This is a genomic window from Arthrobacter sp. Marseille-P9274 (assembly GCF_946892675.1).
Taxonomy (GTDB): Bacteria; Actinomycetota; Actinomycetes; order Actinomycetales; family Micrococcaceae; genus Crystallibacter.
The window spans coordinates 2,056,417-2,080,277 of record NZ_CAMPOV010000001.1 but is presented as its reverse complement, the minus strand read 5'-3'; the positions used below and the strand labels follow the sequence as shown (position 1 = coordinate 2,080,277).

Below are 23,861 nucleotides of genomic sequence, written 5' to 3'. Positions count from 1 at the left end.
CCGCTGCCGGTGGCCTGCGGCCTGTGGATAAATCGGGGGCGGCAAATGCCGGAGCCCAGTAGCGGTAACCTTGTCAGGGGCCGCCCGGTCCGCCCGTCAGCAGCGCAGCACAATGTAGAAGAGGTATCCACCCGGTGAAGATTGCCGTCATTGCCCTTGGAAAGATCGGCCTGCCGCTCGCGGCGCAGTTTGCTTCCAAGGGGCACGACGTCATCGGCGTCGACGTCAACGAAGGCGTTGTCGCGCAGGTCAACGCGGCCTCCGAACCGTTTCCGGGGGAGGCCCATCTGCAGGAGAAACTGGGCGAACTGGTGCCGGCCGGACGGCTGAAGGCCACCACCAGCTACGCCGAGGCCGTGCCAGGCGCGGATGCCGTGGTCCTGGTCGTCCCGCTGTTCGTGGACGCCGAGGCGCGGCCGGACTTCGCCTGGATGGACGCAGCAACCGAGGAACTGGCCAGGCACCTGACGCCCGGCACGCTGGTCTCCTATGAGACGACCCTGCCGGTCGGAACAACCCGCACCCGCTGGAAGCCGATGCTCGAGTCCGGTTCCGGGTTGGCGGAGGGCAAGGACTTCCACCTGGTCTTTTCGCCCGAACGGGTCCTCACTGGGCGCGTATTCGAGGACCTGCGCAAGTATCCCAAACTCATCGGCGCGCTCTCGGAGGCCGGGGCCCAGGCCGCGAAGGAATTCTACGAAGCCGTCCTGGACTTCGACGACCGCCCCGACCTGGCTCGGCCCAACGGCGTCTGGGACCTCGGATCGGCCGAGGCATCCGAGCTGGCCAAGCTCGCCGAGACCACCTATCGGGACGTCAATATCGGCCTGGCCAACCAGTTCGCGCGCTACGCAGCGACGGCCGGCATCGATATCTACCAGGTGATCGAAGCGTCCAACTCCCAGCCCTACAGCCACATCCACCAGCCCGGCATCGCCGTCGGCGGCCACTGCATTCCGGTCTATCCGCGGCTCTACCTCTGGAACGACCCGGAGGCCACCGTGGTCCGCGCGGCGCGCGAAGCCAACGCCGGAATGCCGGACTACACGATCGGCCTGCTCGAAGGCGCCTTCGGCGACCTGGCCGGGGCACGCGTCGTCGTTCTCGGCGCGGCCTACCGCGGGGGAGTGAAGGAGACCGCCTTCTCCGGCGTCTTCGGTGCGGTCGAGGCCCTGAAGGCCCGCGGCGCCACGGCGCTGGTCCACGACCCGCTGTACAGCGACGCCGAGCTCGAGAAGCTCGGTTTCGCCCCGTACCGCCTGGGCGAGTCGGCGGACGCCGCCGTCGTGCAGGCGAACCACGCCGAGTACAAGGAGCTGGGGCCGGACGACCTGCCGGGCATCAAGGTGTTCATCGACGGCCGCAGGGTCAGCAGCCCGGAGCAGTGGCAGGGAGTCACCTACCGGGTGATCGGCAAGGCCTGAGGCAGCGCGGCAAGTACGACGGCGGCACGCAGTTTCGCACGAAAGGGAGCTTTAACGGTGGGATTTATCGCTGAGACGGCCGATGTCTCCGAACGCGCCCGGCTGGGCGAGGGCACCAAGATCTGGCATCTCGCGCAGGTCCGCGAGGACGCGGTCCTGGGCGCCGACTGCATCGTCGGCAGGGGCGCGTACGTGGGCACCGGGGTCCGGATCGGAGACAACACCAAGATCCAGAACTATGCGCTGGTGTACGAGCCGGCCGAGATCGGCCGCGGGGTCTTCATCGGCCCGGCCGCGGTCCTGACCAATGACACCTATCCGCGTTCGATCAACCCGGACGGCACGCTCAAGAGCGCGCACGACTGGATTCCCGTGGGCGTGACCATCGCGGAGGGTGCCTCGGTCGGGGCACGGGCCGTCTGCGTGGCGCCGGTGCGGATCGGCCGTTGGGCCACGATCGCCGCCGGCGCCGTGGTGACCAAGGACGTGCCGGACTTCGCGCTGATGGCCGGGGTACCGGCGCGGCGGATCGGCTGGGTCGGCAAATCCGGACACCCCCTGCGCCAGGAGGACGGGGGCCGGGCGGACCGGTGGGTGTGCCCGGAGAGCGGGGATGCCTACACGGAGGAGAACGGACTGCTGCGCGAAGCCGCGCCGGACTCGACGGCTAGCACGGAAGAAAGGCAGAACTGAGTGAGCAAGGACTTTATCCCGGCCGCGAAGCCGATCATCGGGGACGAGGAACGGGCCGCGGTGGACGCGGTGCTGGTTTCGGGCATGCTGGCGCAGGGGGCCGAAGTGGCTTCCTTCGAACAGGAATTCTCCGAGGTCCTGCTTGACGGGCGGGCGGCGGTGGCCGTCAACTCCGGCACGTCCGGCCTGCATCTGGGCCTGCTCGCGGCCGGCATCGGCCCGGGCGACGAGGTCATCGTCCCGTCCTTCACGTTCGCCGCGACGGCCAATTCGGTGGCGCTGACGGGCGCCACCCCCGTGTTCGCCGACATCGAGCCGGACCATTACTGCCTGGATGCAGCGGCTGCGGAGCCGCTCATCACCGAGCGCACCAAGGCAATCATGCCGGTCCATCTCTACGGGCACCCCGCGAACATGGACGCCTTGGGCTCCCTGGCGGCCGAGCGCGGCCTGGCACTCTTCGAGGACGCGGCGCAGGCGCACGGCGCAGCGCTGCACGGCAAGCAGGTCGGCACCTTCGGTACCTTCGCCATGTTCAGCCTCTACCCCACGAAGAACATGACGTCAGGTGAGGGCGGGATGGTCTCCACTGGAGATCACGACGTCGAACGCCGGCTGCGGTTGCTCCGTAACCAGGGGATGGAGCGGCAGTACGAGAACGAGCTCGTCGGCTTCAACGCCCGGATGACCAACCTGCACGCGGCGATCGGCCGGGTCCAGCTGACCAAGATCGGGCGCTGGACCGAGCAGCGGCAGGCCAACGCGGCGTTCCTGACCTCCAACCTCGAGGGCGTCGGGACCCCGGCGGTCGCGGACGGGGCGATCCACGTCTACCACCAGTACACGATCCGCGTGCCGGAGAATGAGCGCGACCGCTTCGCGGCGGCCCTCAAAGAGGAGTACCGGATCGGCTCCGGTGTGTACTATCCCATCCCGAACCACCGCCTGCCCTCTTTCAGCCGGCCAGCAGACCTGCCCGTGACAGAGGCCGCCGCCCGGCAGGTGCTGTCGCTGCCGGTCCATCCCTCGCTGGACCAAGAGGACCTGGACCGCATTGCCACCGCGGTCAACGCGCTGGCGAAGGCAGGTGCCTGAGCATGGGTAAGCTGCGCGCCGGCCTGATCGGGCTGGGCATGATGGGCCGCCACCATGCCAGGGTGCTGCAGGAGACCGAGGGCGTGGAACTGGCGGCCGTGGCGGATGCCTACGGCGACCCGCACGGCGTCGCCGGCGACCTGCCCTTCTACAACAGGGTGGAACAGCTGATCGATCACGGGCTGGACCTGGTGATGTGCGCCGTGCCCACCGGCCTGCACGAGGAAGTCGGCCTCGCCCTGGCGGAGGCAGGCATCCACACCATGGTGGAGAAGCCGATCGCCTCCACCATCGAGGGCGGCCAGCGGCTCGCCGACGCATTCGAGAGCCGCGGGCTGGTAGGTGCCGTTGGGCACATCGAGCGCTACAATCCGGCCCTGCAGTCGCTGCGTGTGCGCCTGCAGAAGGGCGACCTGGGCGAGGTGTACCAGATCGCGACGCGCCGGCAGGGCCCGTTCCCGTCCCGGATCGCCGACGTCGGGGTGATCAAGGATCTAGGTACGCACGACATCGACCTGACCGCCTGGCTGGCGGAAAGCCAGTACGAGTCCGTCAGCGCGCGGACGACGACCCGCTCCGGGCGCGAACACGAAGACATGCTGGCCGCGAACGGCCAGCTCGCCAACGGAATCATCACCAGCCACCTGGTCAACTGGCTCTCGCCGATGAAGGAGCGGATGACGGTGGTGACGGGGGAACGCGGGTCCTTCGTGGCCGACACGCTGACGGCGGACCTGACTTACTACGTGAACGGGACCATCAGCACCGAGTGGGACTCCGTGGCCAATTTCCGCGGAGTTACCGAGGGCGACGTGACCCGCCTGGCGATCGCCAAGCGGGAGCCGCTGAAGGTCGAGCACGAGGCTTTCCGCGACGCCGTCCTGGCCGCCCGCGGGGAGGCACCGGCGGACAGCGAGTCCGGACCTGCGATCGTGTCCATGCGGGAAGGACTCAACACGCTGCGGGTGGCCGAGGCCATGGCCGCGTCCGGCCGCGAGGCCAGGACCATCCGGCTGCAGGACTGACTGCATGCACATCCTGGTTGCCAGCCGCATCTTCGCCCCGGAAGCCGGCGCCGCGGCTTACCGCCTCGCCGCCACTGTCAAGGGGCTCAAGGAGGCCGGGCACACGGTGACGGTGCTGACGAGCCGCGCCCCGGGGGCGAGAAGGTCCACCCGCGGCATTCGGCGGTGGCCCGTGCTGCGGGACCGCACCGGCGCCGTCCGCGGCTACGTCCAGTACGCGAGCTTCGATATCCCGCTGTTCTTCCGGCTGCTGGCCGCGCCGCGGTTCGATGCCGTGCTGGTCGAGCCGCCGCCGACGACAGGGGTGGTTGTCCGGATCGCGAGCCGGCTGCGGCGCCGGCCGTACATCTATTTCGCGGCGGATGTCAGCTCCGATGCGGCCGCCGGCATCGGGGTCCATTCCTTGATCGTCACGGCGCTGCGAGCCGTCGAACGCTGGGTCCTGAACGGCGCTGCCGGGGTCCTGAGCGTCTCGTCCGGCGTCAGCGGTGCTGTGCGGAACCTGACCCGCGGGCGGGCCAAGGTCGCGGAGGTCGGAACCGGGATCGACACTGACACGTTCACGCCGGCAGCAGCGGGGACAGGGGCGGGGACAGCCGTACCGGCCGGTTCGAAGCGGACCTTTGTCTACGCCGGCACGATGTCGGAGATCCAAGGCGCCGGGGTTTTCGTGGACGGATTCCTGAAGGTCATGGACCGGTTCCCGGACGCTGAACTGCTGATGTACGGCCAAGGCGTCGAACTCGCCGAACTGGCCGAACGCGCTGCTCCGGCCGGCAGCCGGATCCGGTTCATGGGCGTGGCCGGCGGCTCCGAAACCGCCGCAGCCCTGCGGGAGGCCGCCGCCGGCCTCGCCTCGGTGCGTCCGGGACGGGGCTACGATTTCGCCTTTGCCACGAAGGCCTTCGCCAGCCTGGCCTGCGGTGCGCCGGTCATCTATGCCGGGGTCGGCCCGCTCCGGGACATCGTGGAGCAGAACAACCTCGGGCACAGCGTGGACTGGGATGCCGGGGAGGTAGCCGAGGCCATGGCCGCGGTGCTGGAAAGTCCGGCTGCACCGGCGGAGCGCGCCAGGCTCGCGGCCTGGGCTGGGGAGAACTATTCGCTCCGGCGCGTGGGCTCGAAGGCCGCGGAGGCCCTCGCCGCCGCGGTCCGCCGCGCCTGACGCAAGGCGCCTACATGGCGAGCCTGGCCGCCAACGACCACTCGCAACGTCGGGCCCGTCCGCGCGCCTGCCCGGGGGCCGGGGCCGGCCTGTCAGCCGAGCAGCCGGGCCAGCAGCGCGCGGGTCACGGATTCGTCCTCTGCCGAGCTTAGGGCTCGCGCCGCACGGTGGGTGTTGGCCTTGTACCGCTCCACGTCGGCGTGCGTCAGGGACGCCACCGCGCGGGTCAGCGCGGCATTGCTGAAATCCTCGGTGATGACGCCGAGGTCGTGCTCCTGCATCAGCTTTGCCGTTTCGGGCGAGGGACTGAAGACCAGGGCCAGCCGGGCCTGGACGAAATCGAAGAACTTGTTCGGCAGCATCAGCCGATGATTAGTGGTCTGCGGCGGCAGGCTGAAGACGCCCACGTCGTACTGGTTGAGCGTCGCCGGCAGTTCCTCCGGCGTGACGGCATCGTGGAAGGTGATGCGCGGATCCCCGGCCGCCAGGTCCTTGAGCTGCTGCCAGTACCGGCCTCCGTCGCGGGCCTTCATCAGATAGAGGTCCAGGGTGAACCGGTCGTCGAGCGCCTTGACGGCTTCGATGGTCCCTTCAAGGTTCCGGCCCGGCACCGCCGCACCGCTGTGGACGAGGCGGATCTTGCCGGGCAACGGCGGCGAAGGTTTGAGGTTGCGGAAGGGCCCGGCGTTGCGGACCACATCGGTGCGGCAGCCGAACCGTTCCGTATACAAAGACGCGATGGAGGCGTTAACCGCAGTCACCGCCGTCGTTCGCGGTAAGTACTTGGCGCAGATGCTGTACATGTAGGGCTTGACGAGCAGCCGCCAGGGCAGGACGTGCGCACGTTCCTCCGGCGCCCATTCGTGCATGTCGCCCCACACCGGTGCTCCGTGGGCCACCGCGTGCGCGAGCGGGAGCGCCCGGGCCTCATTGGCAACGACTAGGTCGAAGGTCCGGTCGCCCACCACCTCCCGGGCCTGCTTGAGGGCCGGCGCGGACAATTCCACGGCGGCAAAGCGCCGCAGCGCGAGTTTCACCACACCCGCCGGGGTCTGGGGGAGGGACGGCAGCGCGGAGTCGACCTCCAGATGGTGGGTGGCACCCGGCGGCCGGTTGCCGTAGCAGAGCGTGGTGACTTCGCCGGCGTCGGCCAGCAGCCGAACCTGCCGCAGCACCCGGGAGTCGGCCTCGATATCGGAGAAGGAGATACACAAGATCCGAGGGGCTGCCATCATGTCCTTTGTCTGTCGCGCTCAGGCCAACTGCCTGGCTCCGGCGGCATGGACCCGGGCGGAGCCAGAACAAGCCTACCGTCCGGGGACCAACGGAAAACCCAAGGTGGCCCGGCTAGGATTGCTGTGTCACCGCGGCCGGGCGGCCGCGCCCATCGAGAACCCCGTCAGGATGCCATGTGAAGATAGCGATCACCAAGAGCACCTTGCGGATCCCGCCGACTTACTTCGCCGTGGCGCACGCCCAGCACCTCAAGGACAGCCACGACTTCCGGGTCTTCACGCTCGTCGCCGAGATCCGGGACAAGTCCATCACGGTCCCCATTACGGATTTCGTGCCCGGACAGCTGCTGGGCTTCCGCCGCCGCGAACTGGTGATGCCGGCCTTTATGCCAGCGATGACGCTGGCGGTGCGCCGGTACAAGCCGGACGTCATCCATCAGCACTTCGGCACCTGGTCCCGCCCGGCCGTCGACGCGGCCCGCCTCTCCGAGGTACCGCTGATCACCACCCTCCACGGCTCCGACGTCGTCTCCCTGGCCAATCCGGCGGACACGATGATGGCCAAGTGGCACCACCGCAACGTGTTGGCAGCGGCCGCGCAAAGCCAGCGTCTCCTGGCCGTCAGCAACTACCTGGCCGGGCGGGCCACGGCGCTGGGCATGGACGCAGACAAGATCGAGGTCCACTACCAGGGCGTCGACACGGACTACTTCGCCCCCGGCGCGCGGGAGGAACGGGAGACGCCGATCGTGCTCTTTGTGGGCACGCTGAACACCCAGAAGGGGATCCGGGACCTGATCGACGCCTCCCTGGCGGTCTGGCGCAAGGCCCGCCACCGGCTCGTGGTCATCGGCGACGGCCCGCTGCGCGACGCCGTCGAGGAGCAGGCCGCGAGCCACCCGCACATAGATTTCCTCGGCCGGTTGGACCGCGAGGCGATCCGCGGCTGGATGCAGAAGTCCCACGTGCTGGTGGCACCGAGCCAGGAGGCCGGGGGAGCACGGGAGGCGGCGGGCCTCGTGGTGCTTGAGGCCCAGGCCTGCGGGACCCCGGTGCTCGCGTACCGCAGCGGGGGCATTCCGGAAATGCTCGACGACGGTACTACCGGCCTGCTCGCGGGCGAAGCGGACTACTCCCAACTGCGCGACGGCCTGCTCGAACTGCTGAGCCTCGGTGACACGAGCTACCACAATATGCGCCGGGCTGCGCGGCAGTTCGTCGTCGAAAACCGCTCGCTGGCCGTCAGCGCGCGGCAGCTGGATGCCCACTACCGCATGGTCGGGGCCCACGCCTGACCGGTGCCGTGCACTCAAGGCCCCTATGGAATACTGGGCAGGTGAGTCGTTCCTGGGTAGTCGTGCCGATGTTTAACGAGGCTACCGTTATCGGTTCGGTTGTTACCGGCTTGCTCGAAGAGTTCAGCCATGTGGTGTGCGTCGACGACGGCAGCTCGGATGGCTCGGCGGCGATTGCCCGTTCGGCGGGGGCCGTGGTGGTGCAGCATCCCGTCAACCTTGGACAGGGCGCAGCCCTCCAGACGGGCTTCGAGTACGCCCTGCAGGACCCGGAGCTTGAAGCCGTCATCACCTTCGACGCGGACGGGCAGCACAGGGTCGCCGACGCGGCCGTGATGCTCGCCAGGGTCCGTGCCGGCGAAGCGGACGTGGTCCTGGGCTCACGCTTCCTCGAAGGCAGCGCCGACGTGTCCCGGCTCAAGCGGCTCGTCCTGCGCACCGCCGCCCTGCAGTCACGGATGTCGACCGGGCTGCAGCTGACCGACGCCCACAACGGGCTGCGGGTCATCGCGGCTCCCGTCGTCGCAAAGATCAACCTGACCCAAAACCGGATGGCGCATGCTTCGGAGCTGATCCAACAGTTGGCCGAGCTGAAGCCGGTCCTGGTGGAACATCCCGTCGAGATCGTGTATACCGAGTACTCCAAGGCCAAGGGGCAGTCCCTGCTGAACGGCGTCAATATCCTCGCGGACCTCTTCTTCAGGTGAACTCATGATCATTCTCGTCCAATTAGTCCTGGTCCTGGCCGTCATTCTCGGCGCCCTTGCGCTCATGCGCGGGGGCGGCAATGCCAAGCACCAAGCCGTGCGCCGGATCCTGCTGGTGGCCTTCGCCGGGGTGGCGGTGCTCTCCGTGTTCGTTCCGGGACTGCTGACCCGGGTGGCCAATCTGCTGGGCATCGGCCGCGGCACCGACCTTGTGCTGTACGCACTGATCGTCGCCTTCATGGTGTTCATGGCGAGCTCGTTCCAGCGCGCACGCCAACTGGAGGCTCGAATCACCAAGCTCGCGCGCCGGATCGCGCTCGATGAGGCGCCGCGGCCCGATGCCGCCGCCAAGGAGCAGCGGGATGGGTGAAGCCGCCGGCAACAGTCGCGGCCTGGCAGGGGAGCAGGAAGCGCAGATCGTCATCGCCGTCCACACGGCTGACCGGCCCATCCGGCGGGCCGTCGAATCCGTCGTAGCGGCCGGCCAGGGCAGGGCCGGCGCCCTCGTTGTATGCCACAACATGGGTCCCGAACCCGTGCGGAAGGCCCTCGCGGATCTGGACCGGGCAGCGGTCAGGGTGCTGGAGCTCAACGACGGGATCGCCTCGCCGGCCGGACCGTTCAACTTCGGGCTCCGGTCGGCAACCGCCGAATTCGTCGGCATTATGGGCTCGGACGATGCGCTGGAACCCGGCGCTGTCGCGGCCTGGCTGGACCTCGCGGCGTCCACCGGAGCCGACGTGGCCATCGCGCCGCTGCGGACCCGATCAGGCCGCCCGATCTTGACACCGCGGGCCCGCGTCCTCCGCGGCGCACTGGCGGACCCGCTCAAGGACCGGCTGGCCTACCGGACCGCGCCGCTGGGGCTGTTCCGCCGCCGCCTGCTGGAGGCGCACCAGCTGTCGCTGACAGAGGGCCTGCAGACCGGCGAGGACCTCGAATTCGGGCTGAAGCTGTGGTACTCGGGCGCCCCCATCGCCTACCGGCCGGGCGCGCCCGCCTACCTGGTGGGCGAGGATGCCGAGGTCCGGGTGACCTCCGCCGTCCTCCCGCTGAAGGAGCAGTTCCGCGACGTCCGGCATCTGGTCGAAGGAGAATGGTTTGCCGGCCTTCGTCCGCCCGAGCGGGACGCCATCGCCGTGAAGCTCCTGCGCGGCCACGTCCTCAGCGCGGCCCTGCGCCGCGGATCCGGCTTCGGCTGGGACGGCGCCGACTGCCAGGAGCTTTCTGCTCTGACCAGTGAAATCGCTGCCTTCGCGCCGGGGGTGTCCCGCGCGTTGAGCAGACCGGACGAAGAACTGCTGGAGGCCCTGCGCGGAACCAGCAGCCCCACCGACGTGCGCCGTGCCCTGAAGCGGCGGGAGGCCGCCGGCCCGCTGCGGCGAAGCGTGACCACACGTCCAGCCGACAACCTTCGCACGGAAGCTCCGCTGCGCAGCAACGCAAGTTCACTGCTCGCCTTGGCCCATGGCAGGTTTCGGCGACTGCTTGCAGGAACGGTTCGGTAAGTCCGTGATGAGAGGAAACCCGATGAGCAACACGCTCCTAATAATTTCGCTGTCTCCGTTGCGCCGGGATCCGCGGGTACTGAAGCAGATCAATCTGTTTAAGGACCGTTACAAGGTCATCACTTGTGGTTATGGACCAGCGCCGGATGGGGTCGCTGGACACGTACAGATCGCTGAAGAGCTGGTGGGTTGGCCTCGGGACCCGAAGCGGCTCGCGCTGCGACGCTATCTGGACGTTTACTGGAGTGTTTTGGGGGTCGCGGAGGCGTACCGCCATCTGCGCGGCCAACGCTTTGGAGCAATCTTGGCCAATGACTTGAACACCCTCCCATTGGCACTGAGCCTTGAGAGCGAACACGGCGTGCACGCCGACCTGCATGAATTCGGTCCCAAAGAGCATTTCGACAAGCCTGCCTGGCGGATCCTTGTGGCGCCTTATATGCGCTGGATTTGTAGCACGTACCTTGGCCAGGCGGCCTCAGTGACGACCGTTTCGGACGGTATTGCCCGCCAGTACCGGCTCGATTATGGCGTGGACGCCGAGGTCGTGACCAATGCGGCGCCTTACGTCAGCATGGAGCCACGACCCACGACGGATCGCATTCGTTTGATCCATAGTGCAGGTGGGCAGCGGTACCGGAAAATTGAAGACATTATTGAGGCCTTCCGCAATGCCCCGCGCGGGCTGGAGTTGGACTTGATCGTGATGCCAAATGAACCGGATTATGTGGCTGAACTCCGAGAGCTGGCGGCTGGGATACCGGCTGTGAATTTTCGTGAGCCAGTGCCGTACGACCGCCTGGTGGAGACAGTCGCGGAGTACGACGTCGCGATTGCATATCTGCCACCGACAAACTTCAACCTCGCCCAAGCGCTGCCAAACAAGTTCTTCGAGGCCGTCCAGGCCCGTACCGGGCTTATCATTGGTCCTTCTCCCGCTATGCAGGAATTGCTGGAGCGTCATGGCCTCGGCGCCACCGCGAGGGACTTCACCACCGAAGCTTTGAGCGAGGTGCTCGCTTCACTCACGCCGGAGCTTGTAGATGGCTGGAAGCAAAACGCTCATGCGGCTGCTGCAGAACTTTCCTCAGAGCACCAGAACCGCGGTTGGGATGAGGCTATCGATGCTCTGCTTTGTCCCTCGGGAACTGCTGCGGACAGCGCGCGTTGAAAGGCCACAGGCAGCCGCGGGTCCTGCATCTATACGACGCGGCCGATGTTGGCGCGACCATCGTGCGGTATGGACGGCGGAACGGTCTGCCGTGGCGTCAGTTCGACGTCGCTCCACCCGAGGGAGGGTCGAAGGTCATACGTTCGGCCGTTTGGCAGGCAAAGAGGGCAAGCGGAATCCTGTCTGCTGATCTTCTGCATCTGCACTCCGGGTCGCGGATCGGGATTGTTCGGTCAAAGCCCTATAAGCCGTTCGTCCTGCATTTCCACGGAACTGATATCCGCACGCAATATTATGATCCGTTACGCCGACCAACACTCCAATGGGGAGCGGACAATGCGGCAGCAGTGCTGTACTCGACCCCGGATCTGGAGCCGCATGCCCGCACCGCGCGGGCGGACGCGGTCTATTTGCCGAACCCGGTGGCGATGGACGAACTTCCTTCGTGGATTCCCCGGTCCCGGCCTCGCGTAGTTTTTGCTTCACGCTGGGAAAGCTCAAAGGGCGGGTCTCGCCAGCTCGAATTGGCCAAGAAGCTGGCGGCTGCTCTCGGTCCCTTCGCCGAGTTGCAGGGCATCGACTGGGGCAGCGAATCAGCTGCGGCGGCGGCGCTTGGTGTGGAATTGGTACCGCGAATGCCGAAAGACGCTTATCTGGCCTGGCTGGCCAGCGCCCATTGCGTTATCGGTCAAAGCGCCGGGATCTTGGCCATGAGCGAGCTGCAGGCTGTGGCTCTGGGGGTGCCGGTGGCGATGCCGAAACTGGGGAATGGCTATTACCCAGAGCCGGTGCCCGTACTGCAAGGCGAAGACGAAGAGTTGGTCGATCAGGTCCGCCACGTACTCCATGATCCGATTGCCGCGTCAGCGCAACTCTCCGGCCCCCAGTGGATCAGGCACCATCACGCTCCGGAGCAAGCGGTAAACACGCTGGTGAGCCTCTACGACCGGCTTTATCAGGAGCGCCGCGGGCCGGCCGACCGTGGCCGGTAGGCTGGAAACATGCATATTCTCAGTGTTGTCGGGGCGCGCCCACAGTTCGTCAAACTTGCTCCGATTGCCCGGGCACTTGAAGGTATAGCAAAACACACCATTGTGCATACCGGTCAGCATTATCACGAGCTTCTTTCAGATGTCTTCTTCCGGGATCTGCAAATTCCCGCCCCCGACTACAACTTGGAGGTCGGGTCGGGCAGTCACGGACGGCAGACAGGCGCCATGCTTGCCGGACTGGAAGAAGTCCTCGAGCGGGAGCGACCGGACTGGGTGCTGGTTTACGGGGATACGAACTCGACGTTGGCGGCAGCGCTGGCTGCTGTGAAGCTGCATTTGCCGTTGGCCCATCTTGAGGCAGGACTTCGGTCCTTCAACCGCCGGATGCCGGAGGAGCACAATCGGGTGCTGACCGACCATGCCGCGGACCTCTTGCTGGCTCCCACGCAGGTGGCTATGGGACACCTGGCCGATGAAGGACTGAGCAGCCGCAGCCTGCTCGTGGGCGATGTCATGACGGATGTGCTTTACCAGGTTCGCAATGCGGTACAAACTGAAGGACGGGGCACACCGCTGGACCTTCCTATCGCCGGCTACTACGTCTGCACTCTGCACCGGCCGGACAACACAGATGATCCGGCTCGCTTGGACGCAATTGTCAGTGAGCTGGCCGCCCAGAACAAGCCGGTGCTACTGCTGGCACATCCACGGCTGCATGAACTCGCAAGCCGGCACGGTATCCGGCTTGACCGGGGAGCCATCCGTGCGACGGAGCCTTTGGCCTATCCCGACCTCGTGAACGCCGTACAGCACAGTGCAGGCGTCATAACCGATTCTGGCGGTTTGCAGAAGGAAGCATTCCTTCTGCGCACGCTCTGCACGACTATTCGTCCGGAAACCGAGTGGGTGGAAACAGTCGAGCTTGGCTGGAACCGTTTGGTCAACGAAGACCTGACACAACTCTCCGCCGCGGTCCAGCGGCCGCAGCCGGCCGAGACGGATGCTGCGCCGTATGGCGACGGCCATGCTGCCGCCCGCGTTGCGGAAGCGTTGCTGGGTCGAGACCGATAACGGATAACACGCATCGGCAAAATTAGGCTTGCTTCTCTGCCAGCCCAGCCAGGGCCGCCTGCTGGGCAAAGTCGGGTACCTCCGCCACGACCTCGTCGAACGTGCCGAAGGCCGCCACGGCCCCGTCCCGCATGAAGAACACCACGTCGGCGTCGCGGATGGTCGACAACCGGTGCGCCACCGTAATCACGGTGACGTCGCCGTGCAACTGGCCGATCGCCGTCGTCACCGCGGCCTCCGTGGCCGTATCCAGCGCCGAGGTCGCCTCATCCATCACCAGCACGCGGGGGTTGTCGTAGAGCGCGCGGGCGATGCCGAGCCGCTGCCGCTGGCCGCCGGACAGGGCCAGACCGCGCTCGCCGACTAGGGCGTCGATGCCGCCCTCGCGGGCTTTGAGTGTCTCGAGCAGCTGGGCCCGGGCCAGCGCCGTGCGCACGCGGTCCCGGTCGACCTTGTCCGGGTCCCAGGCCAGGGCCACGTTCTGCGCGACGGAGGCGTCGAATAGCGAGACCTCCTGGGGCACATAGCCGATCCGCCGCCGCCAGGACTTCAGCACAGAACCCAAGGGCTCGCCGGCCACCTCGATGCGGCCTTCGCTCGGCTCGAGGAGCCCGAGCAGCAGGTCCACCATGGTCGACTTTCCGGCTCCCGAAGAACCGACGAAGGCCACGTGGCTGCCGGCAGGGATGCGGATGCTCACCGAATCGAGCGCGGGGGAGCGCGCTTCCGGGTAGCTGAAGCTCACGTCGCGCAGCACAATGTCGGCGGCGCGGTCGGGCAGCTCGTGCTGCGGCCGCTCCGCCGTCTGCCGGGCCATCTCCTGCTCGCCCTCGCGGATGTCCTGCACGATCTGGCGGGCGAAGGATCCGCTGGTGTTGACGGAGGACTGCACGGCCTGCATGCGCGTCAGCGACGGGATCAGCCGGAAGCCGGCAACGGCAAACAGTCCGACGGCGCTGACAGCCCCGGCCGGACCGCCGGTCAGGTAGCCGACGCCGCCCAGCAGCGCGAAGCCGACGACCAGTGCCGTCTCCAGCACGTAGCGCGGGATCTGCGAAATCTGGATGGCTCCGGCGCGGGCATAGGAGGACCGGGTGCGCGTGGCGTGGACCTGCTCCTGCACCTCGCCCGCACGGTCGGCCAGCGTAATTTCTTTCAGCGCGCCGAGCGCCTCGTACAGCGTCTTCGCGGTCCGGTTGGACCATTCCCGGTTCTCGCGGCCAATGGCCACGGCGCGCGGGGAAATCACCTTGGCCAGGAGCAGTGCCACTAGGCCCAGGTAGATCATCGTGACAACGGCGATTACCGGCTGCGCCACAAAGAGTACGACGACGACCGCGGCCAGGGTGCCGAGCTCACCGAACAGGGACATCGCCGGCATCAGCACGCCGGAGACGGTGATTCCGACGCCGACATCCACCGACCGCACGATCTCCGCCGAGTTCCGTCCCAGTCGCTTCTCCCACGGGGAGGCGAGGTATGCGGCAAACAGGCGGTCGCCGATAGCCACCTCATGCCGGGCGAAGCGTTTGGTGGCATAGCGCAGGAGCAGCACCGCCAGCACGCCCTTGAGGACGATCAGCAGGCAGATCACGATCAGCATCGGTAGCACCAGGCCCTGTTCTGTCAGGTTGCCCAGCACCGGGAGCGTGACATCTCCACCGCCGACCAGCCCGGGCAGCAGCGCCGCCACTAACCCCAGGGCAACGACGTCGAGCAAAGCCAGTGCTGCCGAGGCGGTCGCATAACCGGTGAGGAAGCGCCGGCTGCCGTCGGGGAGCGTCTTGAGCAACGGGCCGATGATTTTGAAGATGCTGTTCATACTTGCACCAACATTAGACGTCTTATCCACAATCCGCGTCCCGGCTCTTCTCGGATATCCACGTTTCACCTAGGGTCGGAACGGAAAAGCAGACCGACGGCGGGCACAGTCTCAAATAGGCCCGCCGCCTGGACATGGCGCTGTGCGCTAAGGGGAATGGCATGGATGGCATCCGGATTGTCGAAGACGAGGTGCGCGAGCTGATCCGCCGCCGCGGGATTGATCCTGCCCAGCAGGCCGGCGAAGTGCGGCGCCTGGTGGACGCGGCGGTCGATGATTATGACGAGCGCTCCATGCTCGGGACGCTGCCTCCGCTGGGCCAGCTGGAGTACGCGCGCAAGTATGTCTTCGACGCCGTCGCCGGCTTCGGCCCGCTCCAGCCCCTGCTGGATGATCCGCTGATCGAGGAAATCTGGATCAACTCCCCGTCCGAGGTGTACGTGGCCAGGGGCGGCGAATCCGAGCTGACCTCGGTGACCCTGAGCCAGCAGCAGGTCCGCGACCTGGTGGAACGCATGCTGAAATCCTCCGGGCGCCGGCTCGACCTCTCGTCGCCCTTCGTCGACGCCGCCCTCCCGGACGGTTCAAGGCTCCACGTGGTGATCCCCGACATCACCCGCAAGCACTGGGCCGTTAACATCCGCAAGTTCATCGCCAAGGCCTCGCGGCTGGAGCATCTGGTGGAGCTCGGCTCGCTCTCGCCCGAAGCCGCGCGGTTCCTGGCCGCGTCCGTGGCCAGCGGCCTCAACATCCTGGTCTCGGGAGCAACACAGGCCGGCAAGACAACCATGCTCAACTGCCTCGCCGCCAGCATCGGCAGCCGTGAACGGGTCGTCACAGTGGAGGAGATCTTCGAACTGCGCCTGCCGCTCCGCGACGTCGTCGGCCTGCAGTGCCGACAGCCGAACCTCGAGGGCGGGGGCGAGATCCCTCTGCGCCGGCTGGTCAAGGAGGCCCTGCGCATGCGCCCGGACCGGCTGATTGTCGGCGAGGTGCGCGAAGCCGAAAGCCTCGACATGCTCATCGCCCTGAACAGCGGGCTCCCCGGGATGTGCACGGTCCACGCAAACAGTGCTCACGATGCGATCACGAAGATTTGCACGCTTCCGCTGCTGGCCGGCGAGAATATCTCCTCCGCGTTCGTGCTGCCGACGGTGGCATCCTGCATCGACCTGGTCGTGCACTGTACCCGGGCCACCTCGGGCAAACGGCAGGTCGCGGAAATCGTTTCCCTCGGCCGCCGTGTGGAGAACGGGATCATCGAAACCTCGACGCTGTTCAGCCGGCGGGACGGGGATCTGGTGGCCAGCGAGTCCGCCAGCCCCAGCGAGGAGAAGTTCACCCGGGCCGGTTACAACGTGATGCAGCTGATCGGCAGCACGCCATGACGGCCGCCGCCGGGCTGGCGGGCGGGATCGGCCTCTTCCTGGTCTGGTGGTCCTGCTGGGAGGTTCCCGGCCCGCGGAAGCGACCCGTACGCCGGACCAGGCCCAGCCGGCTGCAGGAGATGATCAGACAGGCTGGCATCCAGAAGGTCAGTGTCCAGGGCCTTCTGGCCAGTTGCGTCGGTACCGGGGTCTTCACCGCGCTGCTCATTCTGGTGATCACCCAGTCGCCCCCGATTGCTGCCTGCTTCGCCCTTTTCGGCGGGTGGCTGCCTTATCTGCTGGTCCGGTGGCGCGCACGACGGCGGGTGGCGGCGATGCGGGAAATCTGGCCGGACGCGGTGGACCACCTTCGCTCGGCCATCCGGGCAGGGCTGTCCTTGCCGGAAGCGCTGGTCCAGTTGGGTACCCGCGGACCCGTGGAACTGCGGGCGGCCTTCCTCGAGTTCGGCGCCGACTATCGTGCGGGCGGCCGGTTCGACCAGTCCCTGGAGCGCCTGAAGGAACGGCTGGCCGATCCAGTAGCGGACCGCATATTCGAGGCGCTCAAGATGACGCGGGAAGTGGGCGGAACGGACCTGGGGAGGCTGCTGGGAACCTTGGCCGACTTCCTCAGGGACAGTGCCCGGACGCGCAGCGAACTCGAGGCCCGCCAATCGTGGACCGTCAACGCCGCCCGCCTGGCCGTGGCGGCGCCGTGGATCATCCTGATGCTGATGGCTACCCGGCCGGAGGCAGTCGCGGCCTACAACACCGGGGCCGGCGCCATGGTGCTCCTGGGCGGACTCGTGGTTTCGGTGGTTTGCTACCGGCTGATGCTCAGGCTCGGAGCCCTCCCGGAAGACGAGAGGGTGCTGCAATGAGCCACCTGCTGACTCTAGGAATCCTGGTCGGCGCCGGGTTGGGGAGCGGACTGTGGCTGGTGTTCGTCCGCCTGCCGGTGATGCGCAGGACGCGTTTCGTCGATCGGATCTCGCCGCAGCTGAAGTCCGTGGACGTGCAGTCCCGGCTGCTGGCGGCAGGGCCGGGCACCGTGACTCCCTTCGGTGCCCTGGAGCGGATCGTTCGTCCCATAGTCTCGGACCTGATGTCGTGGTTTGGCCGATTCAACTTCGGCACGACGGTACTGACCAAGCGCTTGGCGCAGGCGGGCCGGAAACAGAGCGCCCTCGACTTTCGGGCCGAACAGCTCATGTGGGCCGTGGGCGGCCTTGCCCTGGGTGTGGCGCTCGCTGTCGTCTCTGCGGCCAGTGGTGGGTTCGATCCGGTCGCCGCGGTCGTGTTTACCGTGGGGCTGGCAGCCGGTGGATTCCTGCTCCGCGACTATATGCTCACCATGCAGATCCAGCGCAGGGAAACCAAGATGTTGGCGGAGTTTCCCAGCCTGGCCGAACTGATGGCCTTGGCAGTCAGCGCCGGTGAAAGCGCGACCGGGGCGCTGGAACGGATTTGCCGCACCTCCAAAGGCGAGCTCGCTGGCGAATTCGCGTCCGTTCTGGCCGCGACCCGGGCCGGCACTCCCTTGCTGGCCGCGCTCCAGGAGTTCTCGCACCGCAGCCGGCTCGCCGCTCTGATCCGGTTCGTCGACGGCATCACCGTGGCCGTCGAAAGAGGGACACCTCTGGCCGATGTGCTGCGGGCACAGGCCCAGGACGTGCGGGACATGGCCAAACGGGACCTGATGGAGGCGGCCGGCAAGAAAGAGATTGCCATGATGGTTCCCCTGGTTTTCGGTGTCCTCCCGCTGACCGTCCTTTTCGCCGTCTACCCGGGCCTCGCCCTGATCGACCTCGGTTGGTGAGGGCGTGGTCCACGGTTTCCATCATCACAGAATGCCCAACGAGAGAAGGCCTGACATGAGCAACCATTCGTTCTTCCTGCGGATCGCAGCCTTGTTGTCGATAACAATGTCGCAGGCGGCAATCCGGCTGCGGACCGCGTTCACCGACGGTGACCGGGAGCGCGGAGACGTCCCCGGGTGGGTCATGATCACGTTGATGTCGGCGGTCCTGGTGGCCGGGATTCTGGCGATCGCGAAGCCGGCCCTCGAAGGGCTGTTCAACGACGCCATGGGACGGGTCAGCCAGCCCTGATGCGGTCGGGCAGGCAACGCTCGAGTGCTCGGCTCGTCCTCTCCCAGGACAGGGGATCGGCCGCGGTGGACTTCGTCCTGGTCGGCGGCATGCTGGCGCTCATCTTTGTCTCCATCATGCAGCTGGCCTTGGTGCTGCATGTCCGGAACACGCTGATTGACGCCGCCGGAGCCGGAGCCCGGTACGGTTCTCTGGCGGATCGGGGCGCCGCGGACGCGCTCTCCCGGACGGAAGCGTTGATCGACGGCACGCTCAGCCCTGCTTACTCCCAGGATGTCCGCGTCGAAGAGATCAGCCGGGCCGGCCTGCGGACGCTGCGTGTGTCGGTCAGGGCTCCGTTACCCGCGCTCGGCCTCCTTGGGCCCGCGGGCCTCCTGGAGGTGGAAGGCCATGCGCCGCTACCTGGCTGACCGGACCAGGGTGGCAGTCGTGGTGCGGGCGTGGCGGCGGGCCGCCAGAAGGGCTGTAGAGGAAGCCCATGGTGAGTCCGGCAGCGCCGTCGTTGAGTTCGTTTTCCTGGGGACCCTCCTGCTCGTGCCGGTCGTGTACTTTGTGATCGCCGTCGGACAGGTACAGGGCGGTTCCTTCGCCGTTGTGAGTGCGGCCGACCACGCGGCCAAGGTGTTCGCCGCGGCGGAAGAGCCGGGCGCAGCTCACGGCCTGGCGGCGCAGGCCGCCCTCATATCGGTCCAGGACTACGGGTTCGACGCCGGCGACCTCACCGTCTCGATCGGGTGCGGGTCCGGGGCGTGCCTGGAACCGGGTTCGACAGTGACGGTCGAGGTCGCGCTCGATGTTCCCCTGCCGTTGATGTCCGGGCTCGGGATGTCATTCGCCCGGGTCAACTCCTCGGCCACGCAGATTGTCGAGCAGTACGGATGAACGCATTTTCGGTGTCCGGGGCTTGCGGCCGGGGCGGCTTCGCGCGGGCATCAGCCTCGGCTGGCCGCCAAAGGGACGAAGAGGGGCAGGCCGCCGTCCTGATTATCGGGTTTGTCGCGATCAGCCTGCTGATCCTGACGGTCGTCATGGCCGCTTCCGCTGTTTACATTGAGCGGAAGAAGCTGCTGTCCGTCGCGGATGGAGCTGCCCTGGCCGCCGCAGACACGTTTACCTTGGCCGACGTCGAGACCGGCGAAGGGGCGCCGGTTCCGAGGCTCAGCGATGGTGCTGTCCACGGCGCGGTCCAGCGCTATTTGGCGGAGACCGGGGCCGCCGGCCGTTTCAGCGGGCTGGCGGTTAGCGGCGGAACGGGATCTCCGGAAAGCCGCACGGCGCACGTGGAGCTGTCCGCCGTCGTCCATCCGCCGATGGTGAACTTCCTGGTCCCGGACGGCGTACCGATCACCGTCTTCAGCGATGCACGCTCCGAACTGCGGCGATGAGATGATCACTGCCGGACTGCCGGACTGCCGGACTGCCGGACTGCCGGACTGCCGGACTGCCGGACTGCCGGACTGCCGGACTGCCGAAGCCGTCGCGCTCGAAAACTTAGGCGCGCCGCCACTATCCAACGGGACAGCAGGTGCCCGGGGCGCTAGCCGCACCCGACGATGCGGCGGAGGGCCTCGGCGTTGCGGACGGCATGGCCAAAGCCGTCATTGTTGAAGTAGACGTAGACGTCCCTCCCGGATTCCTGCCACTCACGGATCCTGTCCGCCCACCAGTGCAGGTCCGGTTCTGAATAGGATCCGGCGTAGAGATGCTGATGGTCGGGGCCGTGCATCCGGATGTAGACGAAGGGCGCGGTTGCCGCCAGCACGCACGGCAGGTTGGCGCCGCTCATCACGCAGTAGGCCGCCCGATGGCGTTCGAGGAGGCGGTAGACGTCCGGGTGATGCCAGCTGGGGTGGCGGAACTCGACGGCGACCCGGATCCAGTCGGGCAGCCGTGCCAGGAAGTAATCAAGCCGTGCGTCGTCGCGTTCCATGCCGGGCGGCAACTGGACCAGCAGGACGGCCCGCTTTTCGCCAAGCTCATGCCAGGAGTGCGTGATCCGTTCGATCCATGCCTCGGGCGCGTAGAGCTTCTTGGCGTGGGTGAGGCCGCGTGACGCCTTGACGGAGAGGGCGAAGCCGTCTGGCAGCCGGCGCCGCCAGCCGGCGAAGGTTGAGTCGCGCGGCCAGCGGTAGAAACTGGCATTCAGCTCGACAGTGCCGAACCTCCGGCAGTAGGACGCGAGCCGGTCGCGGGACGGCGTTCCGGCGGGGTAGATGACATTTTCCCAATGGTCATAGCTCCAGCCCGAGGTGCCGATGTGGACAATCACCTTCCACCACAATCAGCCACAGCGTTCATCCCCGTTTCGCAGTCACCCAAGCAGGACCAGTATTGCAGGACACGGGAAGCGCCGGTTGCATGGCGTAGTCTTGAGAGACCATGGCTGAGATCGACTTTCCCGCAGAAATCCGTGCCCTCCGCGCGACCTACGAATCCATTGAAGCTGTTTCGGACGTGGAGACCATCCGGAAAGACATCGCCGTGCTCAGCGAGCAGGCAGGCGTCCCCGACCTGTGGGACGATCCGGCAGCGGCGCAGAAGATCACGTCGAAGCTCTCGCACCGCCAGTCGGACCTGGAACGCCTCGAGAAGCTGGCGTCGCGGATCGATGACCTTGAGGTCCTTGTGGAACTCGGCCAGGATGCGGGCGACGAGGACTCCATGGTCGAGGCCGCCGGGGAACTGCAGTCTTTGAAGAAGGCCCTATCGCAGCTGGAAGTGGTTACCCTCCTGGCTGGCGAATATGACGAGCGCGAAGCCGTCGTGACGATCCGCTCCGGCGCCGGCGGCGTTGATGCCGCGGACTTTGCGGAAATGCTGATGCGCATGTACCTGCGGTGGGCCGAGCGGCACGGCTACCCGACGGCAGTACTCGACACCTCCTACGCCGAAGAGGCCGGGCTGAAGTCGGCCACGTTCGAAGTCAAGGCGCCCTACGCCTTCGGAACGCTGTCGGTGGAAGCCGGTACCCATCGTCTAGTGCGGATCAGCCCCTTCGACAACCAGGGCCGGCGCCAGACGTCATTCGCCGCCGTCGAAGTGATCCCGCTGATCGAACAGACGGACTCCATCGAAATCCCGGACAACGAGATCAAGGTTGACGTCTTCCGGTCCTCAGGCCCGGGCGGGCAGTCCGTGAACACGACGGACTCGGCCGTGCGCCTGACCCACCTGCCGACGGGCATCGTCGTTTCCATGCAGAACGAGAAGTCCCAGATCCAGAACCGCGCTGCAGCCATGCGCGTGCTGCAGTCCCGGCTGCTGCTGCTCAAGAAGGAGCAGGAAGACGCCGAGAAGAAGGCACTAGCGGGGGACGTGAAGGCTTCCTGGGGCGACCAAATGCGCTCCTACGTGCTCAACCCGTACCAGATGGTCAAGGACCTCCGGACTGAACACGAAGTGGGCAACACCGGCGCGGTATTCGACGGCGAGATCGACGACTTTATCGACGCCGGGATCCGGTGGCGTGCCAACAACCGGAACGCGGCCGAGTAGGAACTGCAGCGAGCATGACAGCGCCGCACTAGCCAACGAAGCATCGCAAGCCGCCAGCCGCTGCAGGCACACCATTGACGGGACCCCGTCCGCCGACTCAGGCGGGCGGGGTCTTGCTATTGGCCGGGGCCGCCCCGCAGAAGTGCCGCCGCTGGGTCAGCCGAGGGAGAGGCCGTAGTCCCGTCGCACTACTAGCCCGAGAGATATAGGGGTCCGGCCGCCGGGTCAGCCGGGGGGATGCAGGGTCCTAGTAGCCGAGGGCGGGGAACGGGTGGCAGCGACTCCTCGGCGCCGCGGAGCATCTGTGACTGGAACGTAACCCTCAAGGCTGCACCGCGCCATTGACAGCCGAGTGACCCTCGTCATAGATTCTCTGTAATCTGAATCACCTTTCAGGTTTGCGGGACAAGCAGTTGCCCGAGGTGATTCGATCTCCAGCGATTCAGCGGATCCACGACGAAAGGCATCCCGTGAAGGCTACGAAGAAGTTCCTTATGGCTGCGGCGTTCGCCACCGGTTTGGCAGTCACTTCCTGTGCGCCCAGCCCCAGCGGGGAAGGCGACGCCGCCGGCGCGGCGGGCGGCCCCGAAAGCATCAATGTCGGCATCGTCTATTCCAAGACAGGCCCTCTGGCGGCCTACGGCGAGGCGTACTACGAGGGCCTGCAGGCCGGCATCGACTATGCCACGGACGGGAGCGGCGAAGTCAACGGCACCAAGCTCAACCTGACGTACCATGACGACGGCGGCGATCCGGACAAGGCGGTGACCGTCGCCAAGGACCTGATCGGCCAGGACTACAAGATCCTTGCCGGTACGGTCGTGTCAGGCATCGCCCTCAAGCTCGCCGAGCAGGCCGAGCAGAACAAGGTCCTGTACATCTCCGGCCCGGCGGCCACCGATGCCATCCAGGGCATCAATGACTACACCTTCCGCTCCGGCCGGCAGAGCCTGCAGGACGTCGCCACGGCTGGCACGTTCGTCGACGACCTCAAGGGCAAGAAGGTCCTGGTCTTCGCTCAGGACAACGCCTTCGGCCAAGGCAACCTTGCCGCCGTCGAAGCCGTGCTCGGTGCACAGGGCGCCACCGTCGAGAAGGTGCTGGTTCCCGAGGACGCCACGGAATTCACGCCCTTCGCCCGACAGTTGATCGACGCCAAGCCTGACCTGGTCTTTGCAGCCTGGGCCGGGGCCACTTCCGGCTCCATGTGGGAGGCGCTCAGCCAGCAGGGCGCCTTCGAAGCGGCGCCGATCGTGACCGGCCTCGGTGACGCCGCCACCTTCGGTGCATACGGGGCGGCTTCGGACAAGATCCGCTTCCTCAACCACTACTTCCCGGGCGCGGCGGGCAATGACGTGGAAAAGGAGATGGTCTCCTCGGTCGAGGCAGCCGGCGCTAAGCCGGACCTGTTTACCCCGGACGGTTTCGTCGCCGGTCAGATGATCGTCCGTGCGGTGGAGCAGGGCGGCAACGACGTCGACTCCATGGTCACCGCGCTTGAGGGCTTCACCTTCGAAGGCCCCAAGGGTGAGACGACGGTACGGGCCTCGGACCACGCGCTCGTCCAGGACATGTACCAGGCCAAGCTTGTCGAAAAGGACGGCGCCTGGGTGCCGGAGCTGATCAAGGTCGTCCCGGCCGGCGAGGTAGCGCCGCCGGAAACCAAGTAAACCGGCCACCATCCG

24 protein-coding genes are annotated in these 23,861 nt (G+C 66.8%); 21 read left to right on the top strand and 3 right to left on the bottom strand.

Annotation, left to right across the window (positions count from 1 at the left end; all coding sequences use genetic code 11):
* Positions 1-134 precede the first annotated feature (134 nt).
* Genes OC550_RS09500 through OC550_RS09480 form a run of 5 tightly spaced genes read left to right on the top strand, consistent with a single transcriptional unit; the run spans position 135 to position 5,402 of the window.
* Complete coding sequence (locus OC550_RS09500) at positions 135-1,424, top strand: nucleotide sugar dehydrogenase (RefSeq protein WP_262105470.1); 1,290 nt, start codon at positions 135-137, stop codon at positions 1,422-1,424.
* A 57-nt stretch (positions 1,425-1,481) separates the two neighbouring features.
* Positions 1,482-2,117, top strand: coding sequence for an acyltransferase (locus tag OC550_RS09495; protein WP_262105467.1), 636 nt, complete (start codon positions 1,482-1,484; stop codon positions 2,115-2,117).
* A complete protein-coding gene (locus OC550_RS09490) occupies positions 2,118-3,212 on the top strand; it encodes a DegT/DnrJ/EryC1/StrS aminotransferase family protein (RefSeq protein WP_262105465.1) in 1,095 nt (364 codons plus the stop codon).
* Positions 3,213-3,214: 2 nt separating this feature from the next.
* Positions 3,215-4,237 (top strand): Gfo/Idh/MocA family protein, encoded by a 1,023-nt coding sequence (locus OC550_RS09485; protein WP_262105463.1) that lies wholly within the window; start codon positions 3,215-3,217, stop codon positions 4,235-4,237.
* Positions 4,238-4,241: 4 nt separating this feature from the next.
* Positions 4,242-5,402, top strand: a complete 1,161-nt coding sequence (locus OC550_RS09480) for a glycosyltransferase (RefSeq protein WP_262105461.1) — start codon at positions 4,242-4,244, stop codon at positions 5,400-5,402.
* 92 nt (positions 5,403-5,494) lie between these two features.
* Here OC550_RS09480 and OC550_RS09475 read toward each other — a convergent pair whose 3' ends face one another.
* Positions 5,495-6,637: a hypothetical protein gene (locus OC550_RS09475; protein ID WP_262105459.1), complete on the bottom strand. Its 1,143-nt coding sequence runs from the start codon at positions 6,635-6,637 to the stop codon at positions 5,495-5,497.
* A gap of 176 nt (positions 6,638-6,813) precedes the next feature.
* Here OC550_RS09475 and OC550_RS09470 point away from each other — a divergent pair, with 176 nt between their 5' ends.
* The 7 genes from OC550_RS09470 (at position 6,814) to wecB (ending at position 13,381) form a co-directional block, all read left to right on the top strand.
* Positions 6,814-7,932: a glycosyltransferase gene (locus OC550_RS09470; RefSeq protein ID WP_262105457.1), complete on the top strand. Its 1,119-nt coding sequence runs from the start codon at positions 6,814-6,816 to the stop codon at positions 7,930-7,932.
* Between the two features lie 68 nt (positions 7,933-8,000).
* The gene (locus OC550_RS09465) at positions 8,001-8,639 is read left to right on the top strand and encodes a glycosyltransferase family 2 protein (protein WP_262106302.1); all 639 of its coding nucleotides are present in this window, start codon (positions 8,001-8,003) and stop codon (positions 8,637-8,639) included.
* A 4-nt stretch (positions 8,640-8,643) separates the two neighbouring features.
* The gene (locus OC550_RS09460) at positions 8,644-9,009 is read left to right on the top strand and encodes a DUF2304 domain-containing protein (RefSeq protein WP_262105455.1); all 366 of its coding nucleotides are present in this window, start codon (positions 8,644-8,646) and stop codon (positions 9,007-9,009) included.
* Entirely contained in the window at positions 9,002-10,147 is a 1,146-nt protein-coding gene (locus OC550_RS09455; protein ID WP_262105454.1) for a glycosyltransferase, read from the top strand. Before OC550_RS09460 ends, OC550_RS09455 begins: the two co-directional genes overlap by 8 nt.
* 22 nt (positions 10,148-10,169) lie before the next feature.
* On the top strand, positions 10,170-11,318 hold the full coding sequence (locus tag OC550_RS09450; protein ID WP_262105452.1) for a glycosyltransferase family 1 protein: 1,149 nt from the start codon (positions 10,170-10,172) through the stop codon (positions 11,316-11,318).
* Positions 11,319-11,665: 347 nt separating this feature from the next.
* Positions 11,666-12,310, top strand: coding sequence for a hypothetical protein (locus tag OC550_RS09445; RefSeq protein WP_262105450.1), 645 nt, complete (start codon positions 11,666-11,668; stop codon positions 12,308-12,310).
* A 9-nt stretch (positions 12,311-12,319) separates the two neighbouring features.
* Positions 12,320-13,381: a non-hydrolyzing UDP-N-acetylglucosamine 2-epimerase gene (gene wecB / locus OC550_RS09440; protein WP_262105448.1), complete on the top strand. Its 1,062-nt coding sequence runs from the start codon at positions 12,320-12,322 to the stop codon at positions 13,379-13,381.
* Between the two features lie 22 nt (positions 13,382-13,403).
* On the opposite strand, the gene OC550_RS09435 is transcribed toward wecB, so the two are convergent.
* The gene (locus tag OC550_RS09435) at positions 13,404-15,203 is read right to left on the bottom strand and encodes an ABC transporter ATP-binding protein (RefSeq protein ID WP_262105446.1); all 1,800 of its coding nucleotides are present in this window, start codon (positions 15,201-15,203) and stop codon (positions 13,404-13,406) included.
* A 161-nt stretch (positions 15,204-15,364) separates the two neighbouring features.
* Here OC550_RS09435 and OC550_RS09430 point away from each other — a divergent pair, with 161 nt between their 5' ends.
* The 7 genes from OC550_RS09430 (at position 15,365) to OC550_RS09400 (ending at position 20,066) form a co-directional block, all read left to right on the top strand.
* Entirely contained in the window at positions 15,365-16,591 is a 1,227-nt protein-coding gene (locus tag OC550_RS09430; protein WP_262105444.1) for a CpaF family protein, read from the top strand.
* Positions 16,588-17,451, top strand: coding sequence for a type II secretion system F family protein (locus tag OC550_RS09425; protein ID WP_262105442.1), 864 nt, complete (start codon positions 16,588-16,590; stop codon positions 17,449-17,451). Before OC550_RS09430 ends, OC550_RS09425 begins: the two co-directional genes overlap by 4 nt.
* Positions 17,448-18,389 carry a type II secretion system F family protein gene (locus OC550_RS09420; protein ID WP_262105439.1) on the top strand — a complete coding sequence of 314 codons (942 nt, stop codon included), beginning with the start codon at positions 17,448-17,450 and terminating at the stop codon, positions 18,387-18,389. The genes OC550_RS09425 and OC550_RS09420 overlap by 4 nt, the downstream gene beginning before the upstream one ends.
* Positions 18,390-18,495: 106 nt before the next feature.
* On the top strand, positions 18,496-18,681 hold the full coding sequence (locus OC550_RS09415) for a hypothetical protein (protein ID WP_262106301.1): 186 nt from the start codon (positions 18,496-18,498) through the stop codon (positions 18,679-18,681).
* The gene (locus OC550_RS09410) at positions 18,681-19,091 is read left to right on the top strand and encodes a TadE/TadG family type IV pilus assembly protein (protein WP_262105437.1); all 411 of its coding nucleotides are present in this window, start codon (positions 18,681-18,683) and stop codon (positions 19,089-19,091) included. The genes OC550_RS09415 and OC550_RS09410 overlap by 1 nt, the downstream gene beginning before the upstream one ends.
* Positions 19,072-19,563 (top strand): hypothetical protein, encoded by a 492-nt coding sequence (locus tag OC550_RS09405; RefSeq protein WP_262105435.1) that lies wholly within the window; start codon positions 19,072-19,074, stop codon positions 19,561-19,563. The genes OC550_RS09410 and OC550_RS09405 overlap by 20 nt, the downstream gene beginning before the upstream one ends.
* The gene (locus OC550_RS09400; RefSeq protein ID WP_262105433.1) at positions 19,560-20,066 is read left to right on the top strand and encodes a pilus assembly protein TadG-related protein; all 507 of its coding nucleotides are present in this window, start codon (positions 19,560-19,562) and stop codon (positions 20,064-20,066) included. Before OC550_RS09405 ends, OC550_RS09400 begins: the two co-directional genes overlap by 4 nt.
* A gap of 152 nt (positions 20,067-20,218) precedes the next feature.
* Here OC550_RS09400 and OC550_RS09395 read toward each other — a convergent pair whose 3' ends face one another.
* Positions 20,219-20,950, bottom strand: coding sequence for a DUF72 domain-containing protein (locus tag OC550_RS09395; RefSeq protein ID WP_262105432.1), 732 nt, complete (start codon positions 20,948-20,950; stop codon positions 20,219-20,221).
* 110 nt (positions 20,951-21,060) lie between these two features.
* On the opposite strand from OC550_RS09395, the gene prfB reads away from it, so the two are divergent.
* Both prfB and OC550_RS09385 read left to right on the top strand, forming a co-directional pair.
* Complete coding sequence (gene prfB, locus OC550_RS09390; protein ID WP_262105430.1) at positions 21,061-22,176, top strand: peptide chain release factor 2; 1,116 nt, start codon at positions 21,061-21,063, stop codon at positions 22,174-22,176.
* Positions 22,177-22,646: 470 nt separating this feature from the next.
* Positions 22,647-23,846: a substrate-binding domain-containing protein gene (locus OC550_RS09385; protein ID WP_262105428.1), complete on the top strand. Its 1,200-nt coding sequence runs from the start codon at positions 22,647-22,649 to the stop codon at positions 23,844-23,846.
* Positions 23,847-23,861 lie beyond the last annotated feature (15 nt).